20 protein-coding genes are annotated in these 20,919 nt (G+C 69.0%); 16 read left to right on the top strand and 4 right to left on the bottom strand.

Going from position 1 to position 20,919, the window contains the following annotated elements:
* Window positions 1-29: 29 nt before the first annotated feature.
* Window positions 30-2,729 (top strand): GNAT family N-acetyltransferase, encoded by a 2,700-nt coding sequence (locus OG817_RS15495; RefSeq protein ID WP_406055283.1) that lies wholly within the window; start codon window positions 30-32, stop codon window positions 2,727-2,729.
* Here the strand turns inward: OG817_RS15495 and OG817_RS15490 are convergent, their stop codons facing one another.
* Window positions 2,730-3,239, bottom strand: a complete 510-nt coding sequence (locus tag OG817_RS15490; RefSeq protein WP_406055281.1) for a DUF2087 domain-containing protein — start codon at window positions 3,237-3,239, stop codon at window positions 2,730-2,732. It abuts the gene before it with no gap.
* A gap of 73 nt (window positions 3,240-3,312) precedes the next feature.
* On the opposite strand from OG817_RS15490, the gene OG817_RS15485 reads away from it, so the two are divergent.
* From OG817_RS15485 to OG817_RS15465, 5 genes are all read left to right on the top strand, one after another.
* A complete protein-coding gene (locus OG817_RS15485; protein WP_406055279.1) occupies window positions 3,313-4,368 on the top strand; it encodes a P1 family peptidase in 1,056 nt (351 codons plus the stop codon).
* 108 nt (window positions 4,369-4,476) lie between these two features.
* Complete coding sequence (locus OG817_RS15480) at window positions 4,477-5,187, top strand: ABC transporter ATP-binding protein (RefSeq protein WP_406055277.1); 711 nt, start codon at window positions 4,477-4,479, stop codon at window positions 5,185-5,187.
* Window positions 5,184-6,833 carry an FtsX-like permease family protein gene (locus tag OG817_RS15475; RefSeq protein ID WP_406055275.1) on the top strand — a complete coding sequence of 550 codons (1,650 nt, stop codon included), beginning with the start codon at window positions 5,184-5,186 and terminating at the stop codon, window positions 6,831-6,833. The genes OG817_RS15480 and OG817_RS15475 overlap by 4 nt, the downstream gene beginning before the upstream one ends.
* 57 nt (window positions 6,834-6,890) lie before the next feature.
* Complete coding sequence (locus OG817_RS15470; RefSeq protein ID WP_406055273.1) at window positions 6,891-7,499, top strand: DUF5998 family protein; 609 nt, start codon at window positions 6,891-6,893, stop codon at window positions 7,497-7,499.
* 4 nt (window positions 7,500-7,503) lie between these two features.
* The gene (locus OG817_RS15465) at window positions 7,504-8,625 is read left to right on the top strand and encodes an alkaline phosphatase family protein (protein WP_396390407.1); all 1,122 of its coding nucleotides are present in this window, start codon (window positions 7,504-7,506) and stop codon (window positions 8,623-8,625) included.
* Here the strand turns inward: OG817_RS15465 and OG817_RS15460 are convergent.
* Window positions 8,622-10,265, bottom strand: coding sequence for a S8 family peptidase (locus tag OG817_RS15460; RefSeq protein WP_406055270.1), 1,644 nt, complete (start codon window positions 10,263-10,265; stop codon window positions 8,622-8,624). The two genes, OG817_RS15465 and OG817_RS15460, sit on opposite strands and share 4 nt — an antisense overlap.
* Window positions 10,266-10,379: 114 nt before the next feature.
* Between OG817_RS15460 and OG817_RS15455 the strand changes: the two genes are divergently transcribed.
* Together OG817_RS15455 and OG817_RS15450 are read left to right on the top strand one after the other, a co-directional pair.
* Window positions 10,380-11,033, top strand: coding sequence for a thymidine kinase (locus tag OG817_RS15455; protein WP_360448853.1), 654 nt, complete (start codon window positions 10,380-10,382; stop codon window positions 11,031-11,033).
* Window positions 11,030-11,848: a sulfurtransferase gene (locus tag OG817_RS15450; protein WP_406055268.1), complete on the top strand. Its 819-nt coding sequence runs from the start codon at window positions 11,030-11,032 to the stop codon at window positions 11,846-11,848. The genes OG817_RS15455 and OG817_RS15450 overlap by 4 nt, the downstream gene beginning before the upstream one ends.
* A 2-nt stretch (window positions 11,849-11,850) precedes the next feature.
* Here the strand turns inward: OG817_RS15450 and OG817_RS15445 are convergent, their stop codons facing one another.
* Both OG817_RS15445 and OG817_RS15440 read right to left on the bottom strand, forming a co-directional pair.
* On the bottom strand, window positions 11,851-12,276 hold the full coding sequence (locus OG817_RS15445; protein WP_406055266.1) for a hypothetical protein: 426 nt from the start codon (window positions 12,274-12,276) through the stop codon (window positions 11,851-11,853).
* Window positions 12,277-12,313: 37 nt separating this feature from the next.
* Window positions 12,314-12,694 (bottom strand): VOC family protein, encoded by a 381-nt coding sequence (locus tag OG817_RS15440; RefSeq protein WP_406055264.1) that lies wholly within the window; start codon window positions 12,692-12,694, stop codon window positions 12,314-12,316.
* Window positions 12,695-12,757: 63 nt separating this feature from the next.
* Between OG817_RS15440 and OG817_RS15435 the strand changes: the two genes are divergently transcribed.
* The 8 genes from OG817_RS15435 to OG817_RS15400 all read left to right on the top strand — a co-directional run bounded on the left by OG817_RS15435 (window position 12,758) and on the right by OG817_RS15400 (window position 20,873).
* Window positions 12,758-13,534, top strand: a complete 777-nt coding sequence (locus OG817_RS15435; RefSeq protein ID WP_406055262.1) for an alpha/beta fold hydrolase — start codon at window positions 12,758-12,760, stop codon at window positions 13,532-13,534.
* 130 nt (window positions 13,535-13,664) lie between these two features.
* The gene (locus tag OG817_RS15430; protein ID WP_406055260.1) at window positions 13,665-15,047 is read left to right on the top strand and encodes an ABC transporter substrate-binding protein; all 1,383 of its coding nucleotides are present in this window, start codon (window positions 13,665-13,667) and stop codon (window positions 15,045-15,047) included.
* Window positions 15,048-15,051: 4 nt separating this feature from the next.
* Window positions 15,052-15,978, top strand: coding sequence for a sugar ABC transporter permease (locus OG817_RS15425; RefSeq protein WP_360448836.1), 927 nt, complete (start codon window positions 15,052-15,054; stop codon window positions 15,976-15,978).
* Window positions 15,975-16,856: a carbohydrate ABC transporter permease gene (locus OG817_RS15420; protein ID WP_406055258.1), complete on the top strand. Its 882-nt coding sequence runs from the start codon at window positions 15,975-15,977 to the stop codon at window positions 16,854-16,856. The genes OG817_RS15425 and OG817_RS15420 overlap by 4 nt, the downstream gene beginning before the upstream one ends.
* Complete coding sequence (locus tag OG817_RS15415) at window positions 16,853-17,728, top strand: NAD-dependent epimerase/dehydratase family protein (RefSeq protein ID WP_396390415.1); 876 nt, start codon at window positions 16,853-16,855, stop codon at window positions 17,726-17,728. Before OG817_RS15420 ends, OG817_RS15415 begins: the two co-directional genes overlap by 4 nt.
* Window positions 17,729-18,982: an enolase C-terminal domain-like protein gene (locus OG817_RS15410; protein ID WP_406055255.1), complete on the top strand. Its 1,254-nt coding sequence runs from the start codon at window positions 17,729-17,731 to the stop codon at window positions 18,980-18,982.
* Between the two features lie 56 nt (window positions 18,983-19,038).
* On the top strand, window positions 19,039-20,319 hold the full coding sequence (locus OG817_RS15405) for an ROK family transcriptional regulator (protein ID WP_406055253.1): 1,281 nt from the start codon (window positions 19,039-19,041) through the stop codon (window positions 20,317-20,319).
* Complete coding sequence (locus OG817_RS15400) at window positions 20,316-20,873, top strand: GNAT family N-acetyltransferase (protein ID WP_406055251.1); 558 nt, start codon at window positions 20,316-20,318, stop codon at window positions 20,871-20,873. Before OG817_RS15405 ends, OG817_RS15400 begins: the two co-directional genes overlap by 4 nt.
* The last annotated feature ends 46 nt before the right edge of the window (window positions 20,874-20,919 follow it).

The following is a 20,919-nucleotide window of genomic DNA, read 5'->3' as shown; positions in this document are numbered from 1 at the left end:
CGCCGGGCTGGTTGAGTAGGCTGGGCCGGGTGACCCCGCCGGAGCAGGACCTCCACCACCCGGCCGGATACCCGGACGGCTACGAGGCGGACGTCGTACTCCGGGACGGCGCTACCGCGCATCTGCGGCCGATCACTCCGGGTGACGCTGATCTGCTGGTGGCGTTCTACGCCCGCGTATCCGAACAATCGAAGTATTACCGCTTCTTCGCCCCGTACCCCCAGCTGTCGGACCGGGATGTGGCGCGATTCACGCAGGTCGACTATCACGACCGGCTGGCACTGATCGTCACCGTCGGTAGCGAGATGATCGGCGTCGGACGGTACGAGCGGACCGGCCGGCGGACCGCGGAGGTCGCCTTCCTGATCGAGGACGCCCACCAGGGCCGCGGCCTCGGGCAGTTGCTCCTCGAGCACCTGGCCCAGGCGGCCCGGGAGAACGGCATCCACCGGTTCGTCGCCGAGGTGCTGCCGGACAACCGGAAGATGATCACCGTCTTCGCCGAGGCCGGCTACAAGGTGGCCCGGGAGTTCGAGGACGGCGTGATCGTGGTCGAGTTCGACATCGCGCCGACCGACACCTCGTTCGGCGTGATGCAGGCCCGGGAACAGCGCTCCGAGGCCTTGTCGATCGCGCGGCTGCTGACGCCCAACGCGGTCGCGGTGATCGGTGCGAGCCGGCGCGAGGGCACGATCGGGAACGCGCTGCTGCGCAATCTGCGCGACGGCGGATTCCCCGGCCGCCTGTACGCCGTCAACACCGACACGAAGGCCACCGAGATCGAGGGCGTTCCGGCGTACCCGACGATCCGGGACGTGGACGACACGGTCGACCTCGCGGTGGTCGCCGTACGCGCCGAGTTGGTAGCGGACGTCGTACTGGACTGTGCCGCGAAGGGTGTGCGCGGTCTGGTGGTGGTGTCGAGCGGGTTCGCCGAGATCGGTGGCGAAGGCCGGAAGCTCCAGCGATACCTGGTCGGTCTGGCCCGGTCCTACGGGATGCGGGTGATCGGGCCGAACGCGCTCGGTCTGATCAACACCGCGCCCGGGGTGTCGCTGAACGCGACGTTGTCACCGTTGATGCCGAGCAAGGGCCGGGTCGCGTTCTTCTGCCAGTCGGGTGCGCTCGGCGTGCCCATCCTGGCCGACATGGTCGGCCGTGGCCTGGGGCTGTCGACCTTCGTCTCGGCCGGCAACCGGGCCGATGTGTCGGGCAACGACCTCATGCAGTTCTGGTACTCCGACGAGGCGACCGAGGTCGTGCTGCTGTACCTGGAGTCGCTGGGCAACCCGCGCAAGTTCAGCCGGGTCGCGCGCCGGCTCGCCCGCCGCAAGCCGGTGATCGCGCTGAAGTCCGGTCGCGCCACCCAAGGAGTGCCGCTGGGCCAGATGGTCCGGCGCAGTCAGTTGCCTGCCGCCACCATCGAATCGCTGTTCCGGCAGAGCGGGCTGATCGGCGTCGACACCACCGGCGAGTTGTTCGACGTCGCCCAACTGCTGGCCCACCAGCCGTTGCCGAAGGGCCGCCGGGTCGCGATCGTCAGCAATTCCGACGCCCTGACGCTGCTCGCGCTCGACACGATGGCGGGCTGTGGCCTGGACGTGGCGGGAGAGCCGTACAACCTCAGCGCGGACGCGACGGCCGAGGACTTCGGACTGGCCCTGTCGGAGGTGTTCGAGGACGAGCGGGTGGACTCCGTCGTGGTGATCTACACCCCGCCGGTGCAGTCGAACGGCGCCGCGGTCGCTCAGGTTCTCGCGGCTGCCGCGGCCGGGTCGGACAAGCCCGTCGTCTCCACGTTCCTCGCCTCACGCAGCGTGCCCGAGGAGCTCCGCGTCCCGGACGACCACGGCGGTGCGGCCCGCGGTTCGATCCCGTCGTTCCTCAATCCGCAGTACGCCGTGGGTGCCCTGGCGAAGGCGACGCAGTACGGCGAATGGCGGCGGCGATCGGACAGCCGGATCCCGGACCTGGCGGACGTGGACACTCCTGGGGCCGAGGACTTCGTCGCCGAGTTCCTGCAGCGGCATCCGAGTGGCGCCGACCTGGACGATGCGGACCGGCAGCGGCTGCTCAGTTTCTACGGGATCAACGTGCTGCCCGCGTTCCCGGTGCTGAGCGCGGACGAGGCCGTGGCGCGCGCGGCGGATCTCGGGTTCGAGGTCATCCTCAAAGCGACCGCGGAGCAGTGGCGGATGCGGCCGGATCTGGCCGACATCTGGCGGCACATCCACGACGAGGACGACATGCGCGCGGCCTGGGCGGAGATGACGCAGATGTTCGGGGTCGCGGCCGATCCGGCCCGGGCCCAGTTCGTCGTACAGAAGATGGCGCCGCCTGGCGTACCCGTGGTCATCTCCGCGCTCGAGGACGTGTCGTTCGGACCGGTCGTGACGTTCGGCCTGTCCGGGGTCGCGACCGACCTGCTCGGCGACCGCTCGTACCGGATGCCGCCGTTGACGACGCGGGACGCCGCGGAGATGGTTCGCGAGGTTCGCGCGGCGCCGCTGCTGTACGGCTACCGCGGCTCCGATCCGGTCGACATCGCCGCGATCGAGAGCCTCCTGCACCGGGTGTCGCGGCTGACCCTCGACCTGGAAGAGGTCGTGCGCCTGGACCTGCGGTCGGTCCTGGCCGCGGCGGAGGGCGCCACGGTCCTGGACACCACGATCCGCATCGCCCCGAACGAGAAGCCCCGCCAGGACGCCCCGGCCCGCCGCCTGACCTGATCAGGTCCGCCTGTAGATGCTGTCGGTGCGGCTGAGCAGGCGCGCGTCGACCAGTTCGCGTCGAAGCGCGGCGTGGTCGGCGTGCCAGTGGTTCAGGATCTCGTTGACCTCGGACTCCGGGTAGCTCCGGCCGGGTTCGAAGCTCGTCACCAGATGCTCCAGCACGATCCGGAACTTCTCCGGGAAGGTCGGGAAGTGGGTCAGCCGGCCGTCGCGGATGAAGGACCTCAGTACGGCGTCCCGCTCCGGATCGGGATCGAGCGGCACCCATTCCGGACGGCTCTCGCGGACCGCGTCCTTGAAGGCCGACTGGTCAGCCTGCAGACGATCACCGTCGGCCGTGACCAGACCGCCCTTGAACAACCGCTGCAGGGCTTTGACGACGACAGGCTGGGTCAGTCCGGTGCTCCCGGCAACCTCATCCGCGGTGGTGGCGCCGAGGACGACGGCGGAGTACGTCCGCAGCCTCGACGGTTCGGCCAGGAGTCCACAGAGCTGGTCGGCATTCATGCCTTCCACGCTAATGTCGGCCGCAACCCGATTTCGGCGCCGTGTCGACCGGCACCGTGACAGGATCTGGGTCATGCAGCCTGGTCCGCACAATGCGATCACCGATGTCCCTGGAGTTCTCGTCGGCCAGGTCGAGCGCGTCGACGCGCCGTACCTGACCGGTACGACAGTCGTCCACGTGCCCGGTACGGCGGTGGCCGGTGTCGACGTCCGCGGTGGCGCACCCGGCACCCGCGAGACCGACCTGCTCGACCCGGTGAACTCGAACGCCGGGGTGAACGCGATCGTCCTGACCGGAGGCAGCGCCTACGGTCTCGACACGGCCGGCAGCGTGATGCGCTGGCTGGAGGAGCGCGGCGAGGGAGTGCGGGTCGGGCTGGGCGACAACGAGGTGGTCCCGATCGTCCCGACCGCGGTGATCTTCGATCTCGGTCGCGGTGGCGACTTCCGGGCCCGGCCCGAACCGTCCTGGGGCGCTGATGCGATCGCCGCCGCCACCGACGGACCGGTTGCCCTGGGCAACCACGGCGCCGGCGCGGGCGCACGAGCCAGGTCGTTGAAGGGTGGCGTCGGCTCGGCCAGCGTCCGGCTCGACGACGGCTCGACGGTCGGTGCACTGGTGATCGTGAACGCGGCCGGCTCGACGGTCGACGGCGACGGCAACCTGTACGGCGCTCGTTACGGCATCGGCGACGAGTTCATCCACCTGCGGACGCCGACCGAGGCACCACCGCCGGCCGCGCCCGGCCGCAACCTGATCCCCGGCCCGCCGATGAACACGGTGATCGCTGTCGTGGCGACCGACGTACCGCTCGAGAAGGCGGCGGCGAAGCGGATGGCGATGGTGGCACACGACGGATTGGCTCGGGCGCTCGACCCCATCCATACGCTGGTCGACGGCGACAGCATCTTCGCCCTGTCGACTCGCCTACCCGACGACGACCGGCCGCGGTTGAGCGTCACCGATCCAACCGCACTCGGGCAACTGGAGACGGTCTTCGCGGCCGGGTCCCGCACGCTGTCTCGTGCGATCGTGCACGCGATGCTCAACGCCCAGACCGTCGAGACCTCGGCCGGCGCGATCCCCAGCTACCGCGACGCCTACCCGTCAGCCTTCCGGACCGAGTGACGTACGACTCCAGTACTACGCCGGGCTGACGAAGGACGCCTGAAGGCGACGGCAAGACCGGTCCGCGGGCCGACGAACTCCGCCGCCGTCCGCGACAGGCTCTGGGGCATGAGCTTCCAGAGTCCCCAACCCACGCAGCCGCAGATCGTCCTCAGCGGCCATGGCCTGGTCAAGTACTACGGAGAGGTCGTCGGGCTGGCCGGCGTGGACGTCGCCGTACGATCCGGCGAAGCCCTCGCCGTCATGGGCCCCAGCGGCAACGGCAAGACCACACTGCTGCACGTGCTGGCCGGCATCCTCACGCCCGACCAGGGCGAGGTGTGGCTGGGCGGCGAACGGGTCGACCAGCTGAACGACGCCGCACGGACCGTGCTCCGCCGCCGTCGGCTCGGGTTCGTCTTCCAGGACAACCAGTTGCTGGCCGAGCTGCCCGCCGACGAGAACGTGGCGCTGCCGCTGATGGTGGACGGCATGAGCCGGCGCGACGCCGTCGGCCGCGCGCGCACGATGCTCGCCCAGGTCGGTCTGGCCGCGGAGGTGGGTCGCCGTCCGGGTGAACTCTCCGGCGGTCAGGCGCAGCGGGTCGCCATCGCGCGGGCGCTGGTCGGTGAGCCACAGGCGGTGTTCGCCGACGAGCCCACCGGCGCGCTGGACGCGGCGACCGGTGCGCAGGTCATCGACCTGCTGGTCGGCGCCGCCACCTATCGCGGTGCCGCGGTGGTCGTCGTCACGCACGACAACGCCGTGGCCGCCCGCTGCCACCGCGTCCTGCGGATCGTCGACGGCAGGGTGAGCGAGTCGCTGGGGGCGAACCGATGAACCCGATGACCGATCTCGGCCTGCGGTTCGTCCGCCGACCAGGTCCCGGCGGACGGGCAGCCAACCTCGCGGCGCTCGGTGCGACCGCCGTCGTCGCGCTGCTGGTCACCTTCCTGATCGCCGGCTCGCTCGGTCTGGCCCACCGCTCCGATCGGATCGGCTGGCGGAGCGCGGATCACGCGGACCCGGCGACCGCGATCGGTGCAATCGACCAGACCGACCGCGAGCGAGTCGATGGCCACCCGATGATCCGCCTCGACCTCGCCACGCTGCACCAGAACGAACTCCCGCCGCCTCCAGGTCTCGACCACACGCCCAAGCCGGGCGAGGTCTTCGTCTCGCCCGAGGTCGCCAAGCACTGGTCCAGCCTCAGCAAGCAGTACGGCGTCGCGCAGCCGACCGGAGTGATCAGCGACAAGGGTTTGTCCTCGCCGGAGGAGTTCATCGTCATCCGTGGCGTCGACTCGATCAGTCCGGACGAGCACCCGCAGTACGTGAGCAGCTGGAACGAAGACGTAATGGACAGCCGGATGGTCGGACTGCTGATCGCCGTGGCGTTCGGCATCGTTCTGGTGCTGTTCCCGATCCTCAGCCTGGTCGGCCAGGCAGCCGGCGTCGCAGCCAAGCGCCGAGAGCACCGGCTGGCCGCACTGCGCCTGGCCGGAGCCACCAGGACTCAGGTGCTCTGGCTGAGCGCTGTCGAGCAGGCCGTGCTCGGTCTGGCCGGTGCTGTCGTCGGTCTGGTCGGCTACACCGTGCTGACTCCGCTCATCGCGCGTATTCCGCTGGGTGGCGGGCGCTGGTTCGTGCACGACATCACCGCGAGCTGGTGGAGCGTGCTGATCGTGCTGGCCGCCGTACCTGTCCTGTCGGTCATCAGCGCCCTGATCGGTCTCGGCCGGGTCAGCATCACTCCGCTGGGCGTCGTACGCGGTCAGACGCGTAAGGCGACCAGTGCGCTGCGGCTGGGGCTGCTGGCCATCGGTCCGATCATCCTGGCTGCCTACGGCATGCGGGCGGCCGTCGTACCGCTGCTGATCGGGATCGGGTTCGCCGCGCTCGCCGTACGAGTGATGGGGCCGTGGGCGGTGCAGTTGATCGGCAAGACGTTGGCGAACCTCGCCAACGGCCCGGTGGCGCTACTGGCAGGCCGACGGCTCGTGGACGACCCGAAGGGAGCGTTCCGCCCAGTGGCTGCGCTCGTGCTGAGCGGCTTCGTCACCGGATTCATCTCGGTGTTCATGCCGTCCGGGGACGACGACCCGTCCTTCCAGGACATGCGGATCGGCGTGGCGCTTCTGCTGGCGCTGGTGTTCCTGACCGTGGCCGCCTCGACCGCGGCTGGTGCGGTCGGTACGGCGCTCGACCAAGCGACCCCGGCACGCGCGCTGCGCCGGTCGGGAGTGCCGCTGCGAGTCATCGAGCGGTCATCGCGGTTGGCAGCCCTCATACCCGTGATCGGAGTCGGGCTGCCGGTGGTCGGCTTCGGCGCACTGTGCGGACTGGCGCTCAGCGGCGGGAAGGTCATCACCGAGGGCAGCTCGGGCCTCGTCCTGCTGATCGGGCAGGTCGTGGTCGGGCTCGTCCTGGTCGCGGTCGCCGGAACCGCCGGGGCACCGGTCCTGCGGAAGGCAAGTGCGAACTGATCGCGGTTGTCCACAAGGGGCGATCGGGCCGTGGCGTGTCCGTGCAAGGATGAGGGCATGCGTGACCTGAATGTTCCGGAGCTCGCGGATGTCTCGGCGGACCTGCGCGAGGCGATCGACCGCTGTGGCTACTACCCGGACGTGGTGACGGACTCGCTCGCGGTGGCGATCGCGGGCGAGCCGATCCGTGCGTTCGTGCTGCAGCACGAGCCGACGTTCGATCGGGACGAAGTCCGGCGGCACATCACGATCCTGGCGCTGACCCCGTCCCGGCTGATCGTCGGGCACACCGACGAGCATGCCGCCGACGAGCTGATCCGGGCGCCGTACGCGTCGACGTCGACCGAGGCCATCCCGCTGCCGCGGGTGAACGCGGTGGTCGTGAACCGGGTGGTTCCGAATCCGGCCGGCTACGCCTCGGGCAAGGGCGACCCGGCCTCTGGCGGCGGCGAGGTGGTGCTGACCATCGGGTGGGGCATGGTGAACCGGATCGACCTCGAGCCGGCCGTCTGCGCCGACCCGAACTGCGAGGCCGACCACGGCTACACCGGCTCCGTTGCCGCTGACGACATCTCGCTGCGGATCAGTGCCGCCGCGGACGGCGCGGCGGGCATCCAGCAAGTGCTCGACTTCGCCCAAGCACTGTCGTTCGCCACCAGTCGGTAGTGCCGTGATCGCGCCCGTGGCCCCGCAGTACGGCGGTGGCTCGCTTGCCGACGTACTGCCCTCGGTGGCAGGTGCGCTGTCGGTCCCTAACGAGCACAACCTCCTCGGCCTGCCGCCTGCCTCGCGGTACGCCGTACTGCTGCTCGACGGACTGGGATGGAATCTGCTGCGCCGGAACGCGGACGCGGCGCCGTACCTGTCGTCGTTGCTGCCGACTGGGCGCAGTCTGACGGCTGGTGTGCCGTCGACGACTGCGGTGAGCCTGACCAGCCTCGGGACCGGGCTACCACCGGGTGCACACGGGATCGTCGGCTACACGTCGATCGTGCCCGAGTCCGGTGCCTTGCTGAACGCGCTCTCGTGGGATGCGCCGGTGGACCCGCGGCGGTGGCAGCCGCACGGCACGGTCTTCGACCGGATCGCGGCCGCCGGAGTCGCCACGCGCAACGTGAGCAAGGCGCGCTTCGACACGTCCGGGCTGACGGCGGCAGCGTTCCGGGGGAGTGCGCACCGGGGCGCGGACACCGTCGAGGACCGGCTGGACGCGACCCGGTTCGCGAGCCGGGAAGGCAGCTCGTCACTGGTCTATGTGTACGACTCGCAGCTGGACTACACGGGTCACAACCAGGGCTCGGAGTCGTGGCAGTGGCGCAAGGAGCTGGGAGCCGCGGACCTGTTCGCCCAGCAGGTCCGGTCCGCCTTGCCGCGGGACGCCGTACTTGTCGTCGTCGCCGATCACGGCATGATGGACGTCGCGCCGGAGGACCGCGTCGACCTGGATGCCGAGCCCGCGCTCACCGACGGCCTGCGCCTGATCGGTGGCGAGTCGCGCTTTCGTCATCTCTACTGCTTCGACGGCGCCGAGGCCGACGTACTGGCGGCGTACCGGGAGAGGCTGGGGGACGACGCGATCGTGCTCAGCCGTGCGGAGGCGGTCGCGCGTGGGTGGTTCGGCAGCGTGGAAGACCGCGTGTCACCGCGCCTGGGTGACGTGATCGTCGCCGCCCTGGGTCAGATCTCGCTGGTCGCGAGCCGGCGCTATCCGCACGAGGCCGGGCTGATCGGCCTGCACGGCTCGCTGACCGAGGACGAGATGGCGATCCCGTTGCTCGTCGACGCCGGCTAGAAGCTCCAGACGTCCCAGAAGAAGCTGGTCTGCGCGGTCTTCGCCTCGCCGTCGCGGGCGACCACGGTCACCTTGTAGCGCCCGGCTCCGGGCGTCAGGACGCCGGTGATCCAGCCGCGCTCGGGGTCGATGCTCAGGCCCGGCGGCAGACCGTGGGCGGTGTAGCTGATGTCGCCGGTGCCGCCCGTACCCTTCATCAGCAGCGGAACGGCCGGCACACCGCCGAACCCGAGCTGCTCCGACGGTTCGGTGATCGCGATCGCGCCCTGCGGCTGCGCGGCGGCCTCCCCGACGGCCTCGGCCGCGTCGACCATGCCCTCGCCGTAGTAGGAGTTGTTCGCCTGGGTGCCGATGCACTCACCGGCCGAGCCCGCCGGGCAGGCCAGGTCGTTCGCCTGCTCGGCCAGCTTCCCTCGCACCTGCGCGGCCGTCAGCTTGGGATCGACGCTGCGCAGCAGCGCGGCGACACCCGCGACGTGTGGCGATGCCATCGACGTACCGCTGATCTGCTGGTAGCCGCCGCCCGGGATGGTGGAGTACACGTTCTCGCCGGGGGCGGCGAGGTTGATCTTGTTCTCACCGAAGTTGGAGAACCGGGACTTGACGCCGGTGGCGTCGACGGAGGCCACCGTCACCATGTTCGGCAGCTCGCCCGGAAGGTTCAGGCAATCGGTCGTCACCTGGCGCGGGGCCGGCTCGGAGTCGTTCGGGCTCGCGTCGTCACCGGACTTGTCGGCCAGGTTGTAGTCCTCGTTGCCGGCTGCGGTGACGTTCACCACGCCTTTGGTGTCCGAGTACGCGACAGCCCGCCGTACGCCCTCGGCGATCGCGTCCTGGTCCGGGTCGTTCGGGCACAGGAACAGCCAGGGGTCGGTGTAGTAGCTGTTGTTCGTCACCGAAACGCCCTTGTCGGCGGCGAACATGAACGCGCAGACGGTGGCCTCGGGAAAGAACAGTTGACTGCCGGCCTCGGCGACCCGGATCGACGACACCTTCACGCCCGGCGCGACGCCGATCATGCCGATGCCGTTCTTCGCGGCGGCGATCGTGCCGGCGACGTGGGTGCCGTGTTCTCCGACCGGGCGCCAGGCACCCGGCCGCGTGTCGACCTTGCCGTAGGCGCAGGAGGCCGACTTGGCGGCGTCGAAGTTCGCCTTCAGGTCCGGGTGCTGGTCGTCCACACCGGTGTCGAGCACGCCGACCGTGACGGTCTTCGCGCCGACGGTCTTCGTCCAGGCGCGGTCCGCACCGATCTGCATCATGTCAGCGCGGTCGGTCTCCGGCGCGTTGGTCGGTACCTCGGTCACGGCCGGCGGGATCGCCGGATTGCCGACATCGCCCGGCAGGTCCGAGGTGCGGGTCGCCCCAGCCTTCTGTACGCCGCTGACGCTGCGCATCTTGCCGATGAACTCCGGGGAGGTCGAGTGCGCCACGATCACGCCGATGGCGTCGTACGTCGCATAGACCGTGCCGCCGTTCGAGGTGATCGCGCTGGTGACCTTGGCGGTCTGCCGCGGCTCGGTGATCACGAAGTACGCACGCAGCCCTGCCTCGGCCCGTATCGGCGTCGCAGCGGCCGGCAATCCGGCTGTGACGGCCGTCAGACACGCCGTGAGGAAGAGGATCAAAGCTTTGCGCACGATCCATTCAAACCGGCCGGAGGCACAGAACCCAAGCCGACGCCCGGAATTGTTCCCCGAACCGACACACCCCGGCGTGCGAGCCGGACCGTTGACTTGGCAGGATGAGCGCCCGTGGCTGAGCTGACCTACTTCACGGGGACCATGGACTGCGGAAAGTCCACGCTGGCGCTGCAGATGGATCACAACCACAAGGCGCGCGGACGGATCGGCCGGATCTTCACCAGCCACGACCGGGCCGGCGAGTCGGTGCTCTCGTCCCGGCTCGGGCTGTCGGCCGACGCGATCGAGGTGCGTCCCGAGTTCGACTTCTGGGACTACGTCGTCAGCGAACTGACGCACGGCGGCCGGATCGACTACGCGGTGTGCGACGAGGCGCAGTTCTACAGCTCGCTGCAGATCGAGCAGCTGGCCCGGCTGGTCGACGAACTGCAGATCGACGTGTTCTGCTTCGGCATCCTGACCGACTTCCGGGCGTCGCTGTTCCCCGGATCGGCGCGGTTGGTCGAGCTCGCCGACCGGCTGGAGGTGCTGCAGGTCGAGGCGCTGTGCTGGTGCGGTGAACGCGCCACCCACAACGCCCGTACGATCGGTGGGGAGATGGTGACAGAAGGCGAGCAGCTGGTGGTGGGCGACATCGTGTCCCACGACCACGAGGTCTCGTACGAAGTGCTCTGCCGCCGGCACCACCGGCGTCGGCTCACCCAGGCGCGCGCCCGCGCCACCCTGTCACCCGAAGTACTGCCGTTCGGAGGAGCCGCGTCATGAGTCCCTTGATCACCGTCGACGAATTGCGCGCCCTGGCTGAGCCGCCTGTGCTGATCGACTCCACGTGGAATCTCGCCGGCCCGCCCGGCAAGGGGGCGTACGACGCCGGCCACCTCCCCGGCGCGTACTTCGTCGACCTGGACACCGAGCTGGCCGGCCCACCCGGTCCCGGGCGCCACCCGTTGCCCGCAGCAACGACCGTGACGGCGACCTTCCGGCGTACCGGGATCTCTGCGGACACGCCCGTCGTGGTGTACGACGCGTCGAACTCGACGGCTGCCGCGCGGGCCTGGTGGATCTTCCGGTACTTCGGTGTCCGCGACGTACGCGTGCTTGACGGGGGACTGGCTGCCTGGCAGGCGGCTGGGGGAGAGGTCACAACCGACGTCCCGGCCGACAGCGTCAGCAACTTCACCGCGACGCCCGGACACATCCCGATGCTCGACGCCGACGGCACCGCCGCGGTCGCCACCTCGGGTGTGCTCCTGGACGCCCGTGCTCCTGAACGCTTCGCGGGTGAGGTGGAGCCGATGGACCCGGTCGCCGGCCACATCCCCGGCGCGGTGAACGCCCCCACCACCGCCAACGTCGACTCCACCGGTCACTTCCTCCCGACCGCTGACCTCCAGGCCCGCTTCACCGACCTCGGCGTCGACAACACCTCCGAGGTGGCCGTCTACTGCGGCTCCGGCGTCACCGCGGCCCACGAAGCCCTGGCCCTCGAAGTAGCCGGCATCCCTTCCACGGTGTACATCGGCTCCTGGTCCGAATGGATCACCGACCCCACCCGCCCCACAGCCAAGGGCAACGACTGATCTCAGGCCCCGGCAGAGTGTGACGTGGAGCCGCGGACAAGTCGTGGGGACCTCGGACACGTCGTGACTTGTTCGAGGTCCCCGGATGGTGTCCGAGCCGCGGTGTGGCGGACGTGGACAGGCGCGAGCCCTTGACCTTCGTTGGGCGCACCGAGTGTGAGTTCGGGGACGTCGTCGGCGATGTAGCCGTATCCGGGATGATCCGCCGTCAACTGGCGCGCCCAGGTCGCGCCGGCCAGAGCGCCGTCGACCTCGGCCACGACGCCGAAGTCGGTGGCCCGTGGCCAGCCGGCGACGTACCGCCAGGCACTGTCCTCGGCCCGGAGCTTGTCCAGCGTGAACCAGGACTCCCCGTCCCAGTTGTTTGCCTCCAGCAACATCTCGGTCAGGAACGTGAAGTCGTCGGCCGTCGCCGGTCGGAGGATCATGCCGCCATCCTCGCCGACCGGCGAACCGGCCGCGACGCTATTTCGGCCCGGCCACCCCGACGAGGTTGCCCTCCGGATCGGTGAACTGCCCGACCACGAGCTTCCCCGGTGCGCCGTCAGGCCCGAACACCCGGCGGCCACCCAGCTCGTCGGCCCGGTCGAGCGCCGCCCCGACATCGTCCACACCGACGTAGAACAGCGCCTTCGGCCGGAGACCGGGCCCGCCTCCGACACCGCCGTTCAGCCCGGGCGCGCCCGTCGTACTGCCGTCCACGAAGCCGTAGTTGCCAGGCTCGGAAACCTGCCCGGACACGGTGTCGCCGACCTCGTACTCCCAGCCGAACAACTCGCCGTAGTACTCCCGGAGCCGGACCGGATCGGTCCCGATGATCTCGAAGTGCACGACCGCATCAGTCATGGGTCCTCCTCGTCGATTCTGTATCAGTGGGAACGTCGGAAGCCCGCTGCTACGTTCGACATCATGGAGATCGACGCGGGGGGAATCCGGATCTACTACGAGACACAGGGGACCGGCGAGCCGATGATCCTGATCCACGGTGGTGCGACGACAGGGGAGAGCTGGAGGGCTCAGGCGCCGGCGCTCGCTGAGCGGTATCAGCTGTTCATCCCCGACCGCCGCGGGCACGGCCGGGGCCCGGATGTCGAGGGACCGGCGACCATGGACGGCTACGCCGAGGACATGATCGCGTTCATGGCGGCGCTCGGACTCGAGTCGGCGTACGTGATCGGCTGGAGCGACGGCGGCAAGGTCGCCGTACGCATGGCGTTGAGCCGCCCGGAGCTGGTCCGGAAACTGGTCATGATCGGCACCGAGCTCACCAGGGCCGGCGGAACGCCCGCCAACGACCGCCTGATGACGACACCCGAGGGCCTCGAGTCACTCGCGTCGTTCGCCCGCGAGGACTACGAGCGGGTGTCGCCCGACGGACCCGAACACTTCGACGTCGTCTTCACCAAGTGGACCGAGATGTGGAGCTCGATCCCCGACATCCAGCCCGCCGGCGTCCAGCACCTGCCGATGCCGGTCCTGCTCATGCAAGGCGACGACGACTGCGTCCGGATCGAGCACAACGTCGCCGTCGCGAGGGCGATCCCGGACGCGCAACTCGCCGTCATTCCCGGCGCCTCGCACGCTCTGCCGCTGGAGAAGCCCGCCCTGGTGAACGGCCTCCTGCTCGACTTCCTCGGCGACACGCCGTCGCCGAAGTACATGCCGATGGGCGATCTGGGCGGCTGAGCGAAACCGTTGCGGGAATCGGTAGCTTGCAGGCATTGAATTAGTAACACGCTTGGTTTAACTTACTCGGGACCTGGCCGGTGTGCGGCTCAGAGCACATCGGCGGCATGCGGAAACCCGAGGAGTTCCGATGACGAGAGTGAGCAGGTGGAGCGCCGGCCTGGGCGTGGCGGGGCTGGTGCTCGCGGTGGCGGGCTGCGCCGACGGTACGACGCCGTCCTCCGGCCCGGCGGCCGGTGCGATCGACGAGAACGCGCCGGTCACCATCACGATCGGGGACCGTCCGACCCCCGACAAGCCGAACGACATCAAGGCGTTCGAGAAGAAGATCAAGGACTTCACCTCCGCCCACCCGAACATCACGGTGAAGTCGACCGAGACGAAGTGGGACGCGCAGACCTTCCAGGCGCAGGTCGCGGGCGGCTCGCTGCCGACGGTGATGAACATCAGCTTCACCGAGCCGGCCAACATGATCCCGAACAAGCAGCTCCCGGACATCACCGACGAGCTCAAGCTGGTCGACCTGACCAAGGACCTGAACCCGAACGTGCTGAAGATCGTCCAGGACGACAAGGGCCGGATCTACGGTGTCCCGATCGACGTCTTCTCGGTCGGCCTGGCCTACAACCGGGCGCTGTTCACGCAGGCCGGCCTGGACCCGGACAAGCCGCCGACGTCCTGGGACGAGGTCCGGCAGTACGCCAAGCAGATCACCGAGAAGACCGGCAAGGCCGGCTACGCCCAGCTGACCAAGGACAACACCGGCGGCTGGATGCTGACCACGATGACCTACAGCATGGGCGGCACGGTCGAGAGCCAGGACGGCAAGAAGTCGACCTTCAACGACGCGCCGACCAAGAAGGCGCTGCAGTTGCTGAAGGACATGCGCTGGACCGACAACTCGATGGGCAGCAACTTCCTCTACAACCAGGAGGAGATCCGGCAGGACTTCGCGGCCGGGAAGATCGGCATGGTCCTGCAGGCGCCGGACGCCTACGACATGTCGGTGAAGAACTTCGGCATGAAGCCGGCCGACTACGGTCACGCCGCACTCCCGCAGGACGGTGGCCCGCACGGCACACTGACCGGCGGCTCGCTGAAGATGATCAACCCGAAGGCGTCCAAGAACGAGATCGTCGCGGCGCTGAAGTGGATCAAGTTCGAGCAGTTCGACAAGTACACGACCGAGTCGGTCGCGGTCGCGGACGCCAAGACCACGATCGCCGACAAGGGTTTCGTCGGCCGCCCGGGGATCTCGCCGCTGAGCCAGGAGACCTACGACCAGTTCAACAAGTGGCGTGAGCCGTACGTGAACGTCCCGGTGAACCAGTTCCAGGGCTACATCGACTCGACCAAGTCGCTGAAGCTGCTGCCGGAGCCGTCGAACAAGGGCCAGGAGGTCTACGCCCTGCTCGACCCGGTGGTCCAGCAGGTGCTGACGAAGAAGGACGCGGACATCGACAAACTGCTGACTGACGCCGCTTCGAAGATCGACGCGCGCCTGGCCCGGTAGTCACATGCTCCGTCAACGTACGCCGAAGTCCGACCGGAGCAGTGCCAGGTCGTTGGCCACCTGGTACCGCTCCGGCGGACTGAGCAGCGTCATCTTCGCCGTGCCCCTGGTACTGACGTTCCTGTACTTCTCCTGGGGCCCGATCGTCCGCGGCCTGGTGCTGAGCTTCCAGAAGAACAACCTGGTCACCGCGCCGGAGTGGGTCGGGATGGCCAACTTCAGCTATGTGCTGACCGACCCGCAGCTCCCGCAGGCGGCGCTCAACACGCTGTACTTCTGCCTGCTGGCGCTGATCTTCGGCTTCCCGGTCCCGTTGTTCCTGGCCGTCTTCATCAGCGAACTGCGCAAGACCGGCTGGCTCTACAACGTGATCTCCTACCTGCCGGCGGTGGTTCCGCCGGTGGCGGCGATCCTGTTGTGGAAGTTCTTCTACGACCCCAGCGGCGCGGGTGTCTTCAACTCCATCCTCGGCTGGTTCGGTCTCGGGCCGTTCGCCTGGCTGAACTCGCAGAGCCTGGCGATGCCGGCGATCGTGCTCGAGGCCACCTGGGCCGGGGCCGGCGCCACGTCGATCATCTATCTGGCCGCACTGACCGGCGTACGGACCGAACTGTACGAGGCGGCCGAGCTGGACGGGGCCGGGATCTGGAAGCGGGTCTGGCACGTCACGCTGCCGCAGATCCGCGGAATCATCCTGATCATGATGCTGCTGCAGCTGATCGGGACGTTCCAGGTGTTCACCGAGCCGTTCCTGTTCACCGGCGGTGGCCCGAACAACGCGACCACCACGATCCTGCTGCTGATCTACCGGTACGCCTTCATCAACGGCGACTTCGGTGCCGCGACCGCGCTCAGCGTGCTGCTGGCCGGGGTGCTGTGCGTGCTGTCGGTCGTCTACCACCTCCTGACCCGTCGCTGGAGTACCACATGAGCCACGAACGCGGCATCATCTCGACCGCGGACCGGAAGCGGTCGGTGGTCCAGTACGGCCTTCCCACGATCCAGGTGCTGCTGTTCATCGGCGTCGTGATCGCCGGGATCGGCCCGCTGCTGTGGCTGCTCAAGTCCGGCCTGTCCACCAGCCAGGACATCCTGCGCGGCCCGATGCAGCTGTGGCCGTCCGGGATCCAGTGGCAGAACATCCCGGACGCCTGGAACCGGGTCCAGATCGGCTCGTACCTGGGCAACACCGCGATCATCGCGATCGGCTCGATGATCTCCACCCTCTTCGTCTGTACGACGGGTGCCTTCGTGCTCAGCGTGCTCCGGCCGAAGTGGGGACCGATCATCACCGGTGCGGTGCTGGCCACGCTGTTCCTGCCCGGCGTCATCTCGCTGGTCCCGCTCTACATGACGATCCTCAAGATGCCCGTGCTCGGGGTGAACCTGCAGAACACCTTCTGGGCGGTCTGGCTGCCGCAGGCGGCCGGGGCCTTCAACATCCTGGTGATGAAGCGGTACTTCGACGCGATCCCGCGCGAGCTGATCGAGGCGGCCCGGATCGACGGGGCGAGCAACCTGCGGCTGTTCACCTCGCTGGTGCTGCCGTTGTCGAAACCGATCGTCGGGGTGGTCGCCCTGCTGACCGTGATCGGCTCCTGGAAGGATTACCTGTGGCCGCTGCTCGTGCTGCCGGATCCGCGCCTGCAACCGATCTCTGTAGCGCTGCCCCGGGTGGCCGAGACCACGGAGATCTCACTGCAGATGAGCGCGCTCTTCCTGGCGGTGCTGATCCCAGTGGTGCTGTTCTTGGTATTCCAGAAGCAGTTCCTGAGAGGTGTGGGGATGTCGGGAGGGATCAAGGAGTGAATGCACTCAACGGCCGGCGGGTGGCGGTCACGGGGGCCACCGGCCGCATCGGGTTGGTCACGGTCGAGCACCTGACGGCGCTCGGCGCGGTGGTGACCACTCTGTCGAACGGCGAACATCCGGAGCTGAAGGCCGACCGGGTCCTGGTCGGTGACACCCGCTCCGAGACCGATGTGGCCCAGGCGCTGGAGGACGCAGAGCTGGTCGTGCACCTCGCGGCGCTGGCTCACCCGTCGGCAGGTACGCCGTACGACGTGTACAGCGTCAACGTGGTGTCGACGTTCAACGTGCTCGCCCAGGCCGGTGCCCGGGGCATCAAGCGGGCGGTCATCGCGAGCAGCATCAACGCGACCGGGCTGCCGTTCAACCCGCACGACATCAAGCCGGCGTACTTCCCGTGGGACGAGAAGATGGCGACCGACGTCGCCGATCCCTACTCGCTGTCGAAGCAGAACGACGAGAACACCGCGCGGATGGCGTGGCGGCGGTGGGGGATCGACGTGGTCGCATTCCGGTTCCCGCATGTGAACTCGGGCGAACTGCTGCAGCGGCAGGCCGATCGCGCCCGCGAGGATCCGGCCGGCGGATTCCGGGAGGCCTGGAGCTACCTGGACACCCGCGACGCGGCGTACTCGATCGAGCTGGGGCTGACGGCTCCACTGTCCGGTGCGCACACGTTCTTCGTCGCCGCCGGCACCACGAACGCGCCGTACGAGACCGAAGCCCTGCTGGACGCCTTCGCGACGGACGTGCCGCGACTGCGGCGCTTCATCGGGCGTGAGGTGCCGATCGACCTGACTGCCGCGCGGACCGTGCTCGGCTTCCAGGCCCAGCACGAACTCGACCTACCGACACTTCCCTTGGAGCTCTGAATGCCCTCGACCTTCGACCAGCCCTGGCCCGTACCCGACGACGTCCGGATCAGCGCGGTCCAGGCGATCGTCACCGCACCGCAAGGCATCCCGCTGGTGGTGGTCAAGATCGACACCACCGAGCCCGGCCTGTACGGCCTCGGCTGCGCGACGTTCACCCAGCGGTGGAAGGCGGTGCAGACGTTCATCGACGAGCACCTGGCCCGGCTGCTCGTCGGCCGCTATCCGGGTGACATCGGCGACCTGACCCGGCTGGCCGGCTTCAGCGGCTACTGGCGTGGCGGTCCGGTGACGAACAACGCGATCTCCGGCATCGACCAAGCCCTGTGGGACATCGCCGGGAAGCGCGCCGGGATGCCGGTCTACGAACTGCTCGGCGGCAAGGTGCGGGCGGCAGCCGACACCTATATCCACGCCAGTGGCCACACCATCGACGAGACGCTCGAGCACGCGCACAAGCTCGTCGCTCAGGGCTGGCGGCACATCCGGCTGCAGATGTCGACGCCGGGTGGCGGCGGGTACGGCGCTCCGCGGGTGCCGACGCTGTACCCGGATGCGCCGTACCACAACGGCTGGTCGGCGCGGGACTACCTGCGCGCGACTCCGGAGCTGTTCGCCGAGGCGAGGCAGGCGCTGCCGGACAACATCGAACTGCTGCACGACGTCCACTCGCGGCTGACGCCGAAGGAGGCCGTGCTGCTGGCGAGGTCGCTCGAGCCGTACGGTCTGTTCTTCCTCGAGGACGTGCTGCCGCCCGAGCACTGGGACCGGCTGCCCGAGGTCCGCGCCGCCTCTCCGGTGCCGCTGGCGGTCGGTGAGCTGACGACGTCGATGGGTGACGCGGTCCGGCTGGTCCGCGACCTGGGCGTGGACTTCATCCGCTCGCACGTCTCCGACATCGGCGGTCTGACCCCGGCCCGGAAGCTTGCCGACCTGGCCGAGCTGTGTGGTGTCCGTACGGCGTGGCACGGCCCGGGCGACACCTCGCCGATCGGCGCCGCCGCGAACGTCGCCCTCGACGTCAGCTCTGTTGCCTTCGGCATCCAAGAGGGTCACCTGTACAACGAGGCGACGCACGAGGTGTTCCCCGGCACGCTGCGGATCGAGGACGGCTGGCTGCGGCCGAACGAGGCGCCCGGCTGGGGGATCGACATCGATCTGGAGGCGGCCGCACGTTATCCCGCGCAACTGTCCGGACACGACGAGTGGGCGGCCGGCGTACGGCGCCCCGACGGTGCGCTGGAAGCACCGTGACAGCTGCTCACGCGCAGTACGATCGCGGCTAATCGGGACAGACGGGGAGGTGGGCGATGAGCACGGACGACCAATCAGGCGAGAAAGCGGTGCTGACGGAGTTGCGGCGCGCTGGCGCGAACCAGTACGACCTGGGCTCCTTCAACGAGGCCGTGATCATCGAGACGATCCGGCTGGCCGGCACCATCAGCCGGACCGAGATCTCCCGCCGGACCGGCCTGACCCAGCAGTCGGTGTCGCGGATCCTGCGCATCCTGCTGCAGCAGGGACTGCTGGTGGAGGAGGCGCAGGAGCGCGCCGAACGGCTCGGCAAGCCGCGGACGCCGGTCCGGATGCGCTCGAACGCGGCCCACGCTGTCGGCATCCACATCGATCCCGAGCTGCTCACGGTCGCGGTGGTCGACCTCGACGGCACGATCGTGCGGCGCGAGACAGTCGACCTCGCCGATGATCTCGACGCCGGCCGGCTGGTCGATCTGACCGCGGCGACCGTGACCGCGGCGCTGAGCATCAGCCAGGTCGACCTCGACTCGATGCTCGGCGTGGGCGTCGCCGTACCCGGGCCGATCGACGCGGACGGCTCGCTGCTCGCGCTGCCGCTGCAGCCGGCCTGGCGCGGGCTGAAGATCCGCCAGTTGCTGCAACAGAAGCTCAACTACCCGGTCCTGGTCGAGAAGGACGGTACGGCGGCCGCCATCGGTGAACGCTGGATCGGCCGCTCGGCCAGGGCCCGCGACTTCGCCTACCTCTATCTCGGCACCGGCGTCGGCAGCGGCCTGATCCTGAACGGCTCGATCTATCGCGGCGGTACCGCGAACGCCGGGGAGTTCGGCCAGATCGCGGCGCTGCGGATGGGGGAGTGGGACGCGGAGAACGGGCCGCGGATGGTGCCCGAGTGCAACCCGACAGCCTCACTGCCGGTGATCGCGGCGGAGTACGGGTACGTCGAGACCGACCCGAGCGCGACCGACGAGGCCAAGCGGTACAAGGCGGTCTGCAAGGCGGCGGCCGACGGTGACGAGGCGGCCCGGAAGGCGGTCACCCAGGTCGCGCGGGTGGTCGGCCAGGGCGCGGTCGGGCTGGTCGACCTGCTCGACATCGACCTGGTCGTGCTCGGCGGGCCGGCGTTCGGCAAGGAGATCTCGGAGATCTTCCTGACCGAGATCGGTCGCGCGGTGAACGCGCATCCGGTAGCGCGGGAGACCCGTCCCGTCGAGGTGGAGGAGTCGATGCTGCAGACCGACGCGGCCGCGGTCGGCGCCGCGTCGACGATCTTCCACGACGCGTTCACCCCTCGGGTCAGCGGATCCAGTCAGGCACGTAGGCTGCCGAAGTGATTTCACCCCGCCAACTCACCCCGGAAGTCGAACTCCGGATCGCCTCTCTCGACGACGCTCCCGCCCTCGCTGACGCCTATGCCCGCAGCTGGGACCACCTCAGCCCCTGGGAGCCCAAGCGTCCGGCGAACTGGCTCACCCCTGCAGGTCAGCTGGAACGGCTCACGATGACGCTCGAGCGCTACAAGAACGGCGTGGTCGTGCCGTGGCTGCTGTTCGAGGACGACCGAGTTGTCGGCAGCTTCACCTTGCAGGATGTGGTGCCCGGCCCGTTCCGCAGCGCGAGCATCGGATACTGGCTCGCCCTCGATGCGGTCGGTCGTGGCCTCGCCACGCGGGCAGTCAACCTGGTCGCGGAGATCGCCGATACCGAGCTCAAACTGCACCGGATCGCGGCCAGCACGATGACGCGCAATGTCGCGTCACAACGGGTCCTCGAGCGCACCGGCTTCGTCCAGATCGGCCTCGCCCCGACGTACCTGCACATCAACGGCGCCTGGCAGGACTCCAACCTGTACCAGCGCATCCTCAACGACCGCGAGCCCGGAGCGTGATCACTGGCAGGTTGTTTGACCGCTGACGCGTTGATTTCGCGCCAGC

It is taken from the genome of Kribbella sp. NBC_00889, assembly GCF_045207705.1.
Taxonomy (GTDB): Bacteria; Actinomycetota; Actinomycetes; order Propionibacteriales; family Kribbellaceae; genus Kribbella.
This window is presented reverse-complemented; position numbering and strand designations above follow the sequence as displayed.